Genomic DNA, 15,314 nt, shown 5'->3' on the forward strand with positions numbered 1-15,314 from the left:
TGAATTTAATTGACATTTTATTTTTTCTCTTGTGACTTTAGTAAATCTTATATATTTAAATAATTTTATTAATGGTCGTTTCTAAAAATCATCTTAATTAAAAAGGTAAATTCATTGTGTAATCAAAATGAACCGTTTATTTTTGAAAACTTTAAGGTAAAGCCCTGTGTAAAAGAATTTTATGTAAGAATTTTACTCCAAAAAAAGCCCCCTACTTTATGAATATCCTACTTGCAGAAGATGATGTACTTACCCAGAAATCTCTCACTTATTTTCTGGAATCAAAAAAATATGATATCACCCATGTGAATGATGGCGAAGCTGCATTTTCTCTTTTAAAAGATCAATCTTTTGACCTCATTATTACTGACCTGAATATGCCGAAAATTGGTGGAATGGAATTAATTCACCTTATACGAAATGACTTGAATCTAAAAACCCCCGTGATTGTTTTAACAGCTTCCGGTATTGAACAAACCGAACTGGATGCCTTTTCTATTGGGGCAAGCGAATTTATTTCAAAACCATTTAGTCCTTCGGTTCTTGATATGCGAATTAAAAGATTAGTTCCTACCACCTAGCATATCTTAAATGAAGACATTTTTACTTATGGTTTTGGTCATTATTATGACCACACAAATTTCCGAAGCCCAGACAAATGAAGACCTTTTCCTTGAAGCTCGTGAAAAAGCATTCTCTGAAGATTATGAGGGTTCCATCAATCTTTTAAGAACTTTACAAAAATCAGAACCTGGGAATACCGATTATGGAATTTTCCTGGCACGGGTTTACAGTTGGAATAAAAATTACCAGGCCGCTTTTGACATTCTGGAAAACCTTCTTCAAAAAGGCCCTTTACTAAAAGAAGCATTGGAAGTGATGACCACCACCCAACTTTGGGCTGGCAATCATTCAGAAGCGTTAAGGTATTCCAATCAGGGAATAGAAGCCTTTGGGGATCTTAATTTTAAAATCCAGAAAGCCAGGGCTCTTTTCTATCTCGAAAGAAGGAAAGAAGCACAAATTATTCTTTCCGAAATTCTCAAGACAGATCCTGATAATGATACTGCGCTGGAATTATATACCGAGATCGTTCAGAAAAAGAAACATGTGATCTCAGCCTCTTATACAAATACCAGCTTCAGTTCTCCTGCAATTTCACCTTGGCATTCTGCATGGTTGTTCTATAAGACTGATCTTGGAAAGTTACCGGTTCTGGTAAAATATAACTTCGGAAGTATCTATGATCGCAAAGGAAGCCAACTCGAGGCTGAAGCCTACCCTAAGATTGGAAAATCAGGGTATATTCAGCTCAATGCGGGGATCGGGCTTAACAAACAAGTCTTTCCTGAGTTTAAGGCCGGGGCCGAATATTATCATACGCTTAATGAAAGATTTGAAATTTCAGGAGGAGGGAGAATACTGGGATTTGAAACACGGAATGTATTTTTGTTTACAGGACAGGTCAGTTATAACATGGGCAAGAATTTCAATCTAACCTATCGGCCTTATGCTGCGCTTGCGGACGACAGTTGGAGTCTAACCCATAGTTTATCTTTTGCTTTATCAAACCCACTGAAAGAAAATATCTGGAAGCTGGATCTACAATATGGGTCTGTCCCTTATGAATACATCACCGAAACTGCTTTTTCAAGCCTGGAAACCTTCAGAATAGGATTACAACATCAATGGCGAGTATCAGGACAAGTATTGCTACGTCCTGTTTTAATGTATGAAAATGAGGAATACCTTCCTTCCGAATATCGAAATCGCTTTAATGTGCAGCTTATAACTACCGTGAGATTTTAATGGAATATTTAAAGGAACTCATATCATCGTTCTCGAGGCTTGAATTGATCGTACTGGCTTGCATTACCCTGTTCCTAATATCTATTATTGTATTTCTTGCACTCACAATTTTCAGCAGAAGAAGAAAAAATAGACGGGAGAGGATAGCAAAAATGTTTATAAAGCATATTGAGAAAACCCTCTTTATGGTCGCTTTTGACGGGCTAACCTTTAATGATCTCAAGCAGAGGCCGGTCTTCCAGAAAAAATGGAAAAAAAAACTCTACCGTGATCAATTTCTTAAAGAACTCATCAAATTGAGAAGGGTATATGATGGCGAGATCGGCAAAAAATTGCAGGAATTCTACAGAGCTTCCGGTTTATTAAAGTTGTCATATGAAAAATTAAGAAGCTCTAAATGGTATATGAAGTGTGAAGGCATACAGGAGTTGAGTGAAATGGAAATTAAAAAGGCTGCGCCTATCATCCAGGAACAAACTAAATCCAGTAATGACACTTTAAAGATGGTCGCTTTAATTGAAGTGATCCATCTAAAAGGGATCAAAGGCCTGAATCTTTTAAAGGATTACGACGAACCTTTGAATGACTGGATCCAATTGAACCTGTTAGACTCCATAAAAGAATCTGAAGACCAGGAAGAAATTCCAGATTTCGGATATCTTTTAGAGGCCAATAATGATAGTCTCATAGTTTTTGGGATGAGACTAATTACCTTTTTCAGACAACGACAACATCTTGAAACCATAGAAAATTTAATGGGCTCTCCTTCCCGAAAGATCAGGATGCAAGCTGACATAAGCTTTGAGAAATTATCAATATGAGACCAGATCTCTTTTCACACAACCACCTCTACAACAGGAAATTATTATCGTTAAACTGCATCATTTCTTCCACAAACCCAGATTTTAATAATATTTTTGTACTTTAAATACTACGCATTTCCATTTTAAGAAGAGTAGAATTAATGCCCCTCACGAAAATAAACATACCTGTAGATCCTGCCGTCATAGCATTTCTTTCAGAATACAATGTCTGGATGCTTTTTTTCGCATTCAGCATAATGTTGTCATATATTCTATTGAGCATGATCTCGGTATTCTCAATGCGTAATTACCTAAGGAGCAATAGCTTTGTCGATTACCAGGTGATATTAAATTCTAACCTGGCACCTAAATTATCCCTGATCGCCCCGGCTTACAATGAAGGTCTCACCATTGAGGAAAATGTTCAATCCCTACTTTCCCTCAATTACAACAATTATGAGGTGATCGTCATTAATGACGGAAGTAAAGATGAGACCCTTCAATTGCTTATAAAAGCCTATGACCTTAAACCCGTGGAAGCTTCTGTTGAGGGGGAATTGGTCACCAAACCCGTAAAAGGCGTTTACAAATCCTCCAATAAGGCATTTCGTAAACTTACCGTAATTGATAAGATAAATGGAGGAAAGGCAGATGCGCTGAATGTTGGGATCAATTATTCAGAAAACCCTTATGTGGTATGCATCGATGTGGATTGCATCCTGGAAAAAGATGCTCTCCTAAAACTTGCCAAACCTTATTTAGAACTTTCAGAGAAACGAGTGATAGCTACCGGTGGGGTTCTAAGGATCGCGAATTCATGTATTTCGGAAGGTGGAAGATTAGTAGAGATCAATGCCCCACAAAATATGTTGCCCAGGATCCAGGTCCTGGAATATTTAAGAGCTTTTCTATTGGGCCGAATGGCCTGGAGTAAATTAGATGGTCTATTATTGATTAGTGGAGCTTTCGGAATGTTTGACAAGGAGATCGCCATTAAAGCTGGCGGTTACAATCCTGAAACAGTTGGTGAGGATATGGAGCTCGTGGTGAGAATGCGCCGTTATATGATCGAAAATGATTTTGATTACAGCGTTTTTTATATTCCCGATCCTATTTGCTGGACCGAAGCACCTGAAGACTTTAAGATCTTCAAAAAGCAACGCAGCCGTTGGACCAGAGGCACCATGGAGACCTTATGGATACATCGTAAAATGTTCCTGAATCCAAAATATAAAGTTTTGGGCGTGTTGAGTATTCCTTACTGGACCTTCTTTGAATATCTCGCTCCCTTATTAGAATTTACCGGAGTGGCGGTAACAGTTTTTCTAATAACTCAAAACCTGATAGACTGGAATTTATTCCTGTTGTTTTTAATTATGGTTTATGTATTCGCTTTATCTGTATCAACTCTGGCTCTACTCACAGATGAATACACTTACACCCAGTACTCAAAATCGAGGGATTTTTTAAAACTGCTTTTAGCCGCGGCTATTGAGCCGTTTTACTTTCATCCGGTAACCGTATACGCGGCCTTAAAAGGGAACTGGGAAAAAATAAGGGGAAAGAACAGCTGGGGAGAAATGACCCGGAAAGGATTTAATTCCAAACCTATTTCTCCTATGACTGATAGTGCAAAATAAAAAAAGGCAAAAAGATGTCAATCAGCCAGACAATGTCTAATAAAGATTAATTGAAAATAAAAAAGCATACGTTTTAAGATCGTATGCTTTTTTTATAAACTGAATTCTACCTAAGTATCAACCGGTATTTTTTAGCCCACTTGCAAGGGCCGTGGTGATTTGAAGCAGGTGAGTGACTAAATTGTCATCTTCTGTACGGTCCTGAGATTTTCTCCATTCCTCAAGATATTTGATCTGTAACCTGTGCAGGGAGTTCAATACATCCTTTCTCCGGTCAAGATTATCAAGTAAACTTTGTCTTCTTTCCTCACGCTCCATTTCAAACATGTCTGCGACCTCTTCAAGTCCTTTTTCATGTTCGGTTTGAATAAAGGAAGTTAATTCAGTTCTTACTTCAGGATCCTGGACGAGAGAAGCGTAGGCTTCCATCACATCAGGTTCCGCATTCATTAAGTTTGTTTCCACCTGGATCAAAACATACCTGAAAAAAGGCCATTCCTGGGAAACGTTTTTCAGTTGTTGATAATGTTCAGGATTTTCAGATTTTAATCTCTGTAAGGCGGAGCCTAATCCATACCAACCGGTAATATTAAAGCGGGATTGATTCCAGCTGAACACCCACGGTATAGCTCTTAAATCATTAAGTGTCCTGGTGCCGGTACGTCTTGCCGGACGGGAACCGATCTTACTCAATTCCAGAACGTCTATCGGGGTGGCTTCTCCATAAAAAGTAAGGAAAGAAGGGTGCGCTATTAATTCCTGGTATTTCTCTCTGGAGTATTCTGCCAATTGTCTAAGCGCTTCTATAGGAAAATTTTCTTTAGTGGACGGATACAGGCGGTTTCCGGTTTGTAACGCAGTTCCTGAAAGCAACATTTCAAGATTATAAGTAGCGGTAAGCATATTGGCAAATTGCTGAGCAATAGTTTCGCCCTGTACAGTTAGTTTGATCTCTCCGCTCATGCTTCCAGAAGGCATACTTTCAAGAAAACGGTGGTACTTACCACCACCTCTACTAATGGTTCCCCCAATTCCGTGGAAAAAACATAGTTCTACTCCATGTTTGTCTGCAGTCTCTGTAAGTGCTTTCTCAGCCCGATAAATATTCCATCGACTGGCAAGTATTCCGCCGTCTTTATTACTGTCGCTGTAACCTAGCATGACCTCCTGAGTTCTTTTCTCTTTCCCGGGATAGGAAGGATGGCTAAGGAAAGATTCCAAAATTTCTCCCGATACTAAAAGGTCATCAATGGTCTCAAATAATGGAACCACCTGAAAGGTCTCCCTGTCAATACCCACTTCTCTAAAAAACAGATAAACTACAAGAAGATCGCTCAGCTGTCTCGTCATACTTACAATGAAGGATCCTACTCCCTGGGGACCGAATTTGTCTGTATGCTTTTTCACTACCTTATAACTTTCAAGCACCTTGTCGGCTTCTGGCCCAAAAGACTTTCCAGCAATGGCAAAAGGCCGCGGATTTTTTAATTCTTCAGAAATAAATTTCACCCGCTCCTCTTCGCTCCAGGTTCTGTATTCGGGAAGCTCAGGCAAGGTATGGCTAAGGATCTGCTCCAGGGCTTTATCGTGAAACTCACTATTTTGTCTAATATCCAAGCGGGCCAGGTGAAATCCAAAACATTGAACCATACGTTCAACTGGAAAAAGGAGATCTTCTGCGATTTTTTTAGCTCCTATCTCCAAAAGGCTTTCCCTTAATAAATTTAGGTCCTCAGTAAGATCCTGAGGTCTGTTGTAAATAAATTTATCCGGAGAAGGTCCCTCCATGGTGTGTTCCAGCTGAAGAAGAAGAAGACTTACAAATTGTCTCCAGGGCTCATATGGATTTCGAGAAAGAACGTGCTGTCCAGCTTCTCCCAGTTCCTTAGTTTTATCATTTATGGCTTCCTGCAAACCGGCTGTGACCTTATTACGTATTCCGGAAAAACTTATTGCCGCAGCCAGTCGCTCCAGTTCACCATGCACCAGATCTAGCGCAGTCTTTCTATGTTCGATCAAAGTCGATTTGGTGACAGAGGCGGTCACATAGGGATGACCATCGCGATCTCCACCCACCCAGGTACCGAATTCAAGAGTCGGAAAGCAAAGATTCTCAGGAGTAAAGCCCATGTCAAGCCAACTCTGCTTCAATTGGATATCACTTTTCCTCAACGCCTGAGGAAAAACTTTACTATAATAGTGAACTACGTTGCGCCTCTCCATCTCCACGGTTGGCTTTTTAAGATATACCTCTCCCGTACGCCACCATCTTTCAAGCAGCGTCTTAATATCGTCGGCAACTACTTTTCGCTCAATAAAAGAGTAGGAGGTATTCTCGAGCTTTATCAGGTTTAAGTAGATTTCCCTATGAAGTTCAAGTATTGAAATCCTCTTTGTTTCTGTCGGGTGTGCAGTTAGTACAGGGATCAACTTTACTTTTTTGATGATCTCCTGCATTTGCTCTTCGCTTAGTCCCTTATCTTTCCAGCGGTGAAAAGTTTCACTCCAGGAACCCCTTATAGCTTTCATGCCGGTACTGTCTGTAAGTTTTCGGCGGTATTGCACTGCTCCATTTTCTTCAACCAGATTCATAAGCTGGAGATAAATACTCAACACCTGGGTTTGTTTTTTTTCCAGGGCAATATTTGTTGAAATCGTATCTTTAAGGTCATCATACCTGGTTAGTATATTGGCCAGTTCATGCTCACCAAGGTCATTCAGGACTTCCTGGAAGCAATCGGTGAGAAATTGCATATCCCTGTCTATTTTTTGAAATGCCTTATTTTGTGTGTTTTCTGCCATTTTTCAAATAAGTTTATTCCTACAATTTACTGAATGGCTTGACGAATAAAAAGAAGAAGAGCCTATAATCACTCAAAAATCTAAGGAAACGTTTTCGTGATTTTTAACATCTTCAGAAATTTATCACACACATAAATATCTAATACTCTGATGTTTACTTTTGGTTATTTATTCTCGCGTTAGTATAAATCGCTAAAAAAACTGCATTAGGTTGAATAAATTTCGTTTTGAAGTTTAAGAAAAATGATGTTATTAGAAGAGATGATTCGCAATATGTAACTACATATTATGAACCTTTGTACTTTTTTGGCACTTGATTTTATAGATAAAACGCAAAGAAGACATTTTCAGAGTTACCTTTATGCTTCCTTCGATTGCAAATGGAGAATTTATAGCAGCCCTTGTCCAACCAATAAATCTCTAACTCCATATGGTATATTCATTGGAAAATAAAACACAGGAAATTAGAAATATCTCAGGAAAGGATTAATACCAAAGCCTATATCCCAATGCCTGATAGTACAAAATAAAACGCTATATAAAAGTGCTTGTTAAACCTTATTCACTTCTAACTCTACAAAGAACTTGTCAATAGCGTAGAGTTCAGTTTTTTTAGAATTCTCATTACGGTTTTTCACTAATTTCCCTTCTTTAGAGATGATTTCCATTTGCTCATGATCGGGCAGGCTCAAGAATTCCTGTAGGGTTATTCGTTCCATTTCAATAAATTTTTAGAGTGTTGATTTTCAGATGATTCAAGTTACATCTTCTTATAATCCAGCCTCTTAAATTCAAGCTAAAAAAAAACTAAAATTTGGGAAGCTCTTTTCCAAAATCATAAAATGGAAAGGGTTTTCGTACTAAAGGTAGGATGCATCAAAAAATCATGGGCTATTATGAAAAAAGTTCGCATTCAAATGCGAACTTTTTTTCATTGGCCAAAAGGAATAAATTAACAAGAGTGTTTTTCCCTTTTTTATTGATGTAACCATAAACGCAACATGTCTAATAGTTTGTCAATATTTACAGGTTTAGTAAGATAGTCATTAGCCCCTGCCTCCAGACTTTTAGCTTTATCCTCAGGCATTGCTTTAGCAGTTAAAGAAATAATAGGCAAATCTTTATAGGCTTTATATTTCCTGATTTCTGTGGTGGCCTCATATCCATTCATGACCGGCATCATTACGTCCATCAAAACAATATCTATATCTTTTTCCTGTTCTAATTTCTCAATCGCTATTTTACCATTTTCAGCAACAATTATTTCCATACCAGAATCAGATAAAGACTTTGATAGTGCATAGGAATTGCGACTGTCATCATCTACTACCAGTATTTTCTTGTCTTTTAGAATCTGCTTAGGATGATGTAAATCGGTCAAAATCTTTTTTTGACGGGCTGTAAGCTTGTCCTCATCACTATGTAAAAATAACGAAACCTTATCCAGCAATTGTTTTGGAGAAGTAGCCCTGATAATTAAAAGATCTTCTGAAATTTTATCCAGGCTTTTCATTTCTGCTTTAGAAAATTCATTTTCAACATAAACAACTATAGGTCCACGGGTGGCATTTTTACCAGACCTTAGTTTTTTCAGCAATTCAAATGCGCTAATATCTGAAAGTTCGCGATGAAGCACAATACAATCGAAATCTTTGGACTTTAGAATTGCTATTGCATCCTTCCCGCTGGCAACAGAATAAATTTTCACTTCCTTATTATCCAGAACACTTTTGATTTCATTTAAAGAAGATTCATCGCCGGTAATAATTAGAAGTTCTTTTATACGTGAACTATGAAATTCATCCATTTTTCGGATGGCCTTCTCAATATCCTCGTTAAAAACCGGTTTTTGATTAAAGCCCCTTGCACCTTTTTTAAGAGCCTCAAGACTTTTGTCATCCTTAGATAATAAATGTACCGGAATTCGCCTGGTTTTTAAATTGAATTTTAAGTGATCCAGAACTATTAATCCATCCATATCTGTTAATTCCTCATCTACCAAAATTCCATTTGGCTGATACTCTGTAGCCAGTTTTATCCCCTCTTTTCCATCCTTCGCAAAAAGCAGCTTATAGCCATATCTTTGAACTATTTTCTTTACCATTGAAGCAAAGTTCTTGTCATCGCCGATTATCAATAATGAATAATCAGAGACTTTCAGATTTTCTCTATCATCAGGAATATAAACTTCAACCGCTTCCGCAGATTTACTATCTGCCAAAGATAAAGGCTCATTATTTAGAGATTTAACGTTCTGTGATTCACGATATGAAGAAATAGCGCCATCCTTTTCTTTAATAGGGGCACTGGTTAGATCCAATGGAACATATACCTTAAAGATACTCCCTTTCCCTTCGGTGCTTTCAATATGGATCTCCCCTCCCAGTAACCTTGAAAGCTCTCGGGAAATGGTTAACCCAAGCCCTGTACCTCCAAATTGGCGACTGGTTCCTCCTTCAGCCTGTTGAAAAGCCTCGAATATCATCATACGTTTTGCTTCAGGAATACCTATACCGGTATCTTTTACTGAAATTTCCATAACTTCTGGTTTGGGAAGGGTAATATCCCTGAAAGAAACGTCAGCTACAGGTTTATCAATTGAAACTTCCACCGATCCTTTTTCAGTAAATTTAATGGCATTTGAAATGAGGTTTTTGACGATCTGCTCAAGGCGCTGGCCATCGGTAATTATTTTGTCAGGAGCATTTTTCCCACATTCAATCGTAAACTTTAATTTTTTGGATTTAGCCAGCGGTTCAAACTGATTTTGCAAATTCTTTACAAGATTGTCAATAAGAACTTCTTCTGGATGAATCTGAAGTTTTCCTGCTTCAACTTTAGAAAGGTCTAAAATATCATTAATCAGGTTTAGGAGATTCAGCCCACCTTCATAAATAATACTGGCAGATTTTTGCTGATCTTTAAAAAGGTTTCCTTTTCTATTATCACTTAGGTCTTTAGAAAGTATAAGCAGACTGTTTAACGGTGTCCTCAATTCGTGAGACATATTCGCCAGAAATTCTGATTTATACTTACTGGCTTGCTCCAGTTCTTTTGCTTTTCGTTCTACTTCAACCCGGCTGAATTGCAAATCTTCCTTCTGCATCTCCAGATCCTTGGTTTTAGACTCAAGATCATCATTGGCCATTTGTAGTTCCTTACTCTGGATCTTTAACTTTTCCTGTTGTTTCAGCAACTCTTCAGATTGACGCTGGGACTCTTCCAGAAGATCTTTCATTTTTTCCCTATCCAGGGAAACGTTTGTAGTAATGGCAATGTTTTCTCCTACTGATCGTACCAATTCTAAATGGTTATCATTAAAGGCTGTAAAGGAGCCTATTTCGATAACGCCTTTTACCTCGCCATCTATAATAAAAGGCTGGACCAGAATATGTCTGGGTTCCCTTTTTCCAAGACCGGACGATACACTTATATAATCGCCTGGTATACCAGAAAGAATAATCGCTTCTTTCTCTAGGGCAGCCTGCCCCACCAGACCTTCACCAAAATCAAATGTTGTTTTAAGGGATTTTCGGTGAGTGAAAGCATAAGAACCGGTCATTCGTAGGCGCTTCTTTTCCTTGTGTTCTTCAGCCAGGTAAATCACCCCCACTTGAGCATCCAAATATTTGGTAAGATAGGAGATGATATTTTTTGACAAGGTCAACAAGTCCTGTTCTCCACGCATCCTGTCGTTAAGACCTGCCTGCCCGGTCTTAATCCATGCTTCATTCTCATTCTCTTCTGAAATGCGTTTCAGGTTCTCGGTCATGGAGTTCAAGGCGATCCCCAATTGATCAGCCTCACTACGCAGTGGCATCTCAATCGAGAAGTTTCCTTCGGCAATAGTATTGGCCGCCTTTACAATGGTAGTGAAACTGTCTACCATCGCATTGATGTTATTCTTAAGCTCCTGTACCTCTCCTTTAACCTCAACATCAATTTTTCTGGAAAAATCTCCTCTTGCAAGTGCCGTAGAAACTCCCGCAATATCCCGTACCTGGGAGGTCAGGTTACTCGCCATCTGGTTCACATTGTCAGTAAGATCTTTCCAGGATCCTGCCACGTTTGGCACTTCTGCCTGGCCCCCAAGAATACCTTCGGTTCCCACTTCCCGAGCCACATTAGTTACCTCATCAGCAAATATGTTCAGGGCGTCTACCATGATATTGATGGTGGTAGAAAGTTCCAGTACCTCGCCTCCTTTTCCTTGTTCGGAAATTTTTTGTGAAAGATCCCCATGTGCTACAGCTGTGGTCACCGATGCGATCTCCCGTACCTGTGTAGTAAGGTTGGATGCCATCGTGTTTACATTATCTGTCAGCCCTTTCCAGGTACCTGCTACATTAGGAACTTTTGCTTGTCCCCCAAGTTTACCTTCGGTTCCCACTTCCCTTGCCACACGAGTTACCTCGGCCGCGAAAATGTTCAGCGAGTCCACCATCTGGTTAATCGTGTCTTTCAATTCGGCTATCTCACCTTTAACATCGATCGAAATCTTTCGGGAAAGATCTCCATTCGCTACCGCCGTTGCAACATTGGCAATTTCCCTTACCTGACTGGTAAGGTTACTTGCCATGGTATTCACATTACCGGTAAGGTCCAACCATGCACCCGCGACATTAGGAACTTCTGCCTGCCCTCCCAGCATTCCTTCAGTACCAACTTCACGTGCCACACGGGTTACCTCATTGGAAAGAATATTCAGAGAGTCCACCATGGTATTGATAATGGTAGAGAGCTCAAGTACTTCTCCTCCTTTTTCTTCTTCGGAAATTTTCTTTGATAGATCCCCGTTCGCAACCGCTTTAGTTACCGATGCAATTTCCCTTACCTGAGTAGTAAGGTTGGACGCCATTGTGTTTACGTTCTCTGTTAATTCCAGCCAGGCACCACCTACGTTGGGAACTTCAGCCTGACCACCCAGGATACCTTCAGTTCCTACCTCACGCGCCACACGGGTTACCTCATCAGAGAAAATGTTTAGCGAGTCCACCATCGTGTTGATGGTTTCTTTTAGTTCTGCGATCTCTCCTTTGGCTTCAATGGCAATCTTTTGTGCCAGATCACCTTTTGCCACTGCCGTTGCAACATTCGCGATCTCCCTTACCTGAGTGGTAAGATTAGAGGCCATATAGTTCACATTATCGGTGAGGTCTTTCCAGGTACCGGCCACATCGGGCACTTTCGCCTGACCTCCAAGAATTCCCTCGGTTCCTACCTCACGTGCCACACGGGTTACCTCATCAGAGAAGATGTTTAGCGAGTCCACCATCTGGTTAATGGTATCCTTAAGTTCGGCGATCTCTCCTTTTACATCAATTGTAATCTTTTGTGAAAGATCCCCGTCTGCTACCGCGGTAGCTACATTAGCAATTTCCCTTACCTGAGTGGTCAGGTTACTGGCCATAATATTAACGTTATCGGTAAGATCTTTCCAAGTACCGGCTGCACTTGGTACAGTTGCCTGCCCTCCCAGTTTTCCTTCGGTACCTACTTCTCGTGCAACACGAGTTACTTCCGCAGCAAATAAAGTTAACGAATCAACCATGCTGTTGATCGTATTAGAAAGTATCAATACCTCCCCTCCTTTTCCTTCTTCTGTAATTTTTTGAGATAGATCTCCCTGAGCAACAGCAGTTGTAACCGATGCAATTTCACGTACCTGGTTGGTTAGGTTACTCGCCATCGTATTCACATTGTCTGTAAGGTCCTTCCATGTACCAGCCACATCGGGAACTTCAGCCTGTCCTCCCAGTTTTCCTTCAGTACCCACTTCACGTGCTACACGGGTTACCTCATCAGAGAAGATGTTAAGCGAGTCCACCATCTGGTTGATGGTATCCTTAAGCTCAGCAATTTCTCCTTTTACATTAATCGTAATTTTCTTTGAAAGATCACCATTTGCTACCGATGTTGCCACTCCCGCGATCTCCCGTACCTGAGCTGTAAGGTTGGATGCCATCGTGTTCACATTTACCGTAAGGTCTTTCCAGGTTCCTGCAACGTCAGGTACATCTGCCTGTCCTCCCAACTTTCCTTCTACCCCCACTTCCCGGGCCACGTTGGTAACCTCAGCGGCAAATATGTTCAGGGAATCCACCATCCGGTTAATAGTAGTGGATAGGCCAAGTACCTCTCCCCCTTTTCCTTCTTCCGTAATTTTTCTGGAAAGGTCTCCATCGGCAACCGCTGTGGTCACCCCGGCAATTTCCCGTACTTGTTCTGTCAGGTTACTTGCCATTTGGTTTACATTATCGGTAAGGTCCTTCCAGGTTCCTGATACATTTGGCACACTTGCCTGTCCACCCAGTTTTCCTTCAACACCCACCTCACGGGCCACCTGGGTCACCTGTTCCGCAAAAATGTTCAAACTTCCCAGGGTACGGTTGATCACATCGGCCATCGCCCGGAAGTCACCGGTAACCGTCAGGCTAAATTTGTCTTCCAGCTTTCCTGCCGCTATACTATTTAGGATACGGCTTACTTCAAGTACTGGTTTCGCAATAGCTTCAATAAGGATATTAATATTGTCGATCATATCCTTCCATACTCCACTGGAAGCTTTAAATTCTGCACGGGCATCAAGGTTTCCTTCAATACCCCCTACACGAGAGATTCGGGATACTTCGGTACTTACCCCTCCAATCATTTCAACCATCGTATTATAGGCTTCAGCAAGATCTGCGAACTTATCGTTACGTTCCTTCGAAAGGCGAACTGAAATATCACCTTCCCTAAATGCCTCAAGGGCGAATATTAATCTATCTAACTGTTCATGTACATAGTCGCTATCCTTGAACATTTCTTCATGCGGAACTCTTTTGGATTTTTTAACCATGTGGCGTTTTGCAGGAGTAATTTTTTTAGAAGAGCTTTTACTACTTGTTGTAGAGGAGGATTTTTTCGCCATTTTTTCAGGGATTTCTTATCAATATTTTAAAGTTAATACGTCGTATAAAAATTAAAAGATTGTAAAAAACGGACTTTCTACCCCATGACAATGTGAAAATAATGTGAAAAATGTGTGAAAAATTTGTAAAATTTTTGAAAGACTCGAGATCCAAATATTGTATGCAATTCGAAATAAAATCGGCTATAATTTTGATTCTTAGGTAGAAATAAAAATTCACAGCCCTATTTTACTTTATAAAAGCAGCAACTTTTTGTTAAAAAAATTAAGTTGAATTAAGTGACAGGATGTTTTTCAACTCTTGAGTCTCTATTTAATTCCTATTTTTGACAGGTTTTTTAAAGGAAGGAAAACTCCAATTTATTTTGAAAATCTAACTGATCACACCTGTAAACTGTTTATACTGAAGGTTGACAAAAATTATCAATTCGATCAAAAAATATCACAATGAATAAAATTTTATTAGTTGAGGATGATTTTACCCTGGGTTCAATTCTAAAAGACCAACTTGAGGTAAATGGATATGAAGTAAACCACCTGATGATTCCCTCGAAAACGGTAGAATATCTTACCGAAGATGAATTCGATCTGGTAATATTGGATAAATTATTGAGTGGTATTGATGGAACTCATATTTGCACTAAAATTCGAAATACCGAAAACATTTCAAATATACCTATTCTTATGATGTCTGGATTTGATGGGGCCGGTGAAATTTGCCTGACAGCCGGAGCCAACAGTTTCATTGCCAAGCCATTTGAAGTCAACAGCTTTCTGAAAAGTATTGAAGAAACATTAGGCAAAGTAAAGGATTCCAAGGTTAACTAGACTGGCATCTCCACCTGGGTTCCTCTGGGCTCTCACGTGAAAATAAAAGTTCATCCCGGGCCTTTGGCTTCCCGTCTGAAAATATAAAGTCCATCCCGCCTTTCGGCGGTCTGCTTTTTTTATTCTCTACAAAACCTCGAGCAAGCTCGGCTTTTTCTAAAGGATGATTTTTCCTTTGGATTCCCGTATGAAAATATAAAGTCCATCCCGCCTTTCGGCGGTCTGCTTTTTTTATTCTCTACAAAACCTCGAGCAAGCTCGGCTTTTTCTATAGGATGATTTTTTCTTTGGGTTCCCTTCTGAAAATATAAGGTCCATCCCGCCTTTTGGCGGTCTGCTTTTTTTATTCTCTACAAAACCTCGAGCAAGCTCGGCTTTTTCTATAGGATGATTTTTCCTTTGGGTTCACGTCTGAAAATATAAAGTCCATCCCGCCTTTTGGCGGTCTGCTTTTTTTATTCTCTACAAAACCTCGAGCAAGCTCGGCTTTTTTGAGAATAAAAAAAGTCTCCACTTTCG

8 protein-coding genes are annotated in these 15,314 nt (G+C 39.8%); 5 read left to right on the top strand and 3 right to left on the bottom strand.

Annotation, left to right across the window (positions count from 1 at the left end; genetic code table 11):
* The first annotated feature begins 218 nt into the window (after window positions 1-218).
* From ACFQ1G_RS06510 to ACFQ1G_RS06525, 4 genes are all read left to right on the top strand, one after another.
* Window positions 219-581: a response regulator gene (locus ACFQ1G_RS06510; RefSeq protein WP_380737758.1), complete on the top strand. Its 363-nt coding sequence runs from the start codon at window positions 219-221 to the stop codon at window positions 579-581.
* 10 nt (window positions 582-591) lie between these two features.
* A complete protein-coding gene (locus ACFQ1G_RS06515; protein ID WP_380737760.1) occupies window positions 592-1,809 on the top strand; it encodes a YaiO family outer membrane beta-barrel protein in 1,218 nt (405 codons plus the stop codon).
* Window positions 1,809-2,630 carry a hypothetical protein gene (locus tag ACFQ1G_RS06520; protein WP_380737762.1) on the top strand — a complete coding sequence of 274 codons (822 nt, stop codon included), beginning with the start codon at window positions 1,809-1,811 and terminating at the stop codon, window positions 2,628-2,630. The genes ACFQ1G_RS06515 and ACFQ1G_RS06520 overlap by 1 nt, the downstream gene beginning before the upstream one ends.
* 143 nt (window positions 2,631-2,773) lie before the next feature.
* Window positions 2,774-4,252 carry a glycosyltransferase family 2 protein gene (locus tag ACFQ1G_RS06525; protein WP_380737764.1) on the top strand — a complete coding sequence of 493 codons (1,479 nt, stop codon included), beginning with the start codon at window positions 2,774-2,776 and terminating at the stop codon, window positions 4,250-4,252.
* Window positions 4,253-4,369: 117 nt separating this feature from the next.
* Here ACFQ1G_RS06525 and ACFQ1G_RS06530 read toward each other — a convergent pair whose 3' ends face one another.
* From ACFQ1G_RS06530 to ACFQ1G_RS06540, 3 genes are all read right to left on the bottom strand, one after another.
* Window positions 4,370-7,054 carry a phosphoenolpyruvate carboxylase gene (locus ACFQ1G_RS06530; RefSeq protein ID WP_380737766.1) on the bottom strand — a complete coding sequence of 895 codons (2,685 nt, stop codon included), beginning with the start codon at window positions 7,052-7,054 and terminating at the stop codon, window positions 4,370-4,372.
* 551 nt (window positions 7,055-7,605) lie between these two features.
* On the bottom strand, window positions 7,606-7,773 hold the full coding sequence (locus ACFQ1G_RS06535) for a hypothetical protein (protein ID WP_380737768.1): 168 nt from the start codon (window positions 7,771-7,773) through the stop codon (window positions 7,606-7,608).
* A gap of 257 nt (window positions 7,774-8,030) precedes the next feature.
* Window positions 8,031-13,967: a HAMP domain-containing protein gene (locus tag ACFQ1G_RS06540; RefSeq protein WP_380737770.1), complete on the bottom strand. Its 5,937-nt coding sequence runs from the start codon at window positions 13,965-13,967 to the stop codon at window positions 8,031-8,033.
* A 447-nt stretch (window positions 13,968-14,414) separates the two neighbouring features.
* Here ACFQ1G_RS06540 and ACFQ1G_RS06545 point away from each other — a divergent pair, with 447 nt between their 5' ends.
* Window positions 14,415-14,795: a response regulator gene (locus tag ACFQ1G_RS06545; RefSeq protein WP_380737772.1), complete on the top strand. Its 381-nt coding sequence runs from the start codon at window positions 14,415-14,417 to the stop codon at window positions 14,793-14,795.
* Window positions 14,796-15,314 lie beyond the last annotated feature (519 nt).

Source organism: Salinimicrobium gaetbulicola (assembly GCF_042676025.1).
Lineage (GTDB): Bacteria > Bacteroidota > Bacteroidia > Flavobacteriales > Flavobacteriaceae > Salinimicrobium > Salinimicrobium gaetbulicola.

Bases quoted from the DNA above. Each gene is read 5' to 3' on its own strand.
- ACFQ1G_RS06520 (WP_380737762.1), top strand. From the start codon at position 1,809: ATGGAATATTTAAAGGAACTCATATCATCGTTCTCGAGGCTTGAATTG.
- ACFQ1G_RS06515 (WP_380737760.1), top strand. From the start codon at position 592: ATGAAGACATTTTTACTTATGGTTTTGGTCATTATTATGACCACACAA.
- ACFQ1G_RS06525 (WP_380737764.1), top strand. From the start codon at position 2,774: ATGCCCCTCACGAAAATAAACATACCTGTAGATCCTGCCGTCATAGCA.
- ACFQ1G_RS06535 (WP_380737768.1), bottom strand. From the start codon at position 7,773: ATGGAACGAATAACCCTACAGGAATTCTTGAGCCTGCCCGATCATGAG.
- ACFQ1G_RS06510 (WP_380737758.1), top strand. From the start codon at position 219: ATGAATATCCTACTTGCAGAAGATGATGTACTTACCCAGAAATCTCTC.
- ACFQ1G_RS06545 (WP_380737772.1), top strand. From the start codon at position 14,415: ATGAATAAAATTTTATTAGTTGAGGATGATTTTACCCTGGGTTCAATT.
- ACFQ1G_RS06540 (WP_380737770.1), bottom strand. From the start codon at position 13,967: ATGGCGAAAAAATCCTCCTCTACAACAAGTAGTAAAAGCTCTTCTAAA.
- ACFQ1G_RS06530 (WP_380737766.1), bottom strand. From the start codon at position 7,054: ATGGCAGAAAACACACAAAATAAGGCATTTCAAAAAATAGACAGGGAT.